The sequence below is a fragment of the Paenibacillus sp. 598K genome (assembly GCF_003851045.1).
Classification (GTDB): Bacteria; Bacillota; Bacilli; order Paenibacillales; family Paenibacillaceae; genus Paenibacillus_D.
The window spans coordinates 1-314 of the sequence record NZ_BFBX01000158.1 but is presented as its reverse complement, the minus strand read 5'-3'; the positions used below and the strand labels follow the sequence as shown (position 1 = coordinate 314).

1 protein-coding gene is annotated in these 314 nt (G+C 71.3%); it reads right to left on the bottom strand.

The window, feature by feature from the left end:
• On the bottom strand, positions 1–314 hold a 314-nt coding region (locus PA598K_RS32355; protein ID WP_148092027.1), incomplete at both ends, for an ROK family protein.

Genomic DNA, 314 nt, shown 5'->3' with positions numbered 1-314 from the left:
CGCCAGCACATGGCGTGCGTTGACCGCCTCGGGCGCGCCTCCGGCGAGCTGGACGATGAGCGAGGCGTCGACCACGCTGCGATCGCTGCGGGTCAGATGCTCCCTCGCCAGTCGGCCGATGCCGGTGCCGGAGGCGATCTGTTCGAACTGGCCGAACAGATCGCCGTCGGCTGTGGCAGGCGCGGCATCCGAGCCTTGCTGCGGGAGGAGCGTCGCAGGCGGAGCGATGACGCTGTAGCCGATCTCGCCTGCCGCAGCCCCGGCGCCCCGGTAGATACGTCCGTCGAGATAGAGCGCGCCGCCGATGCCGGTGC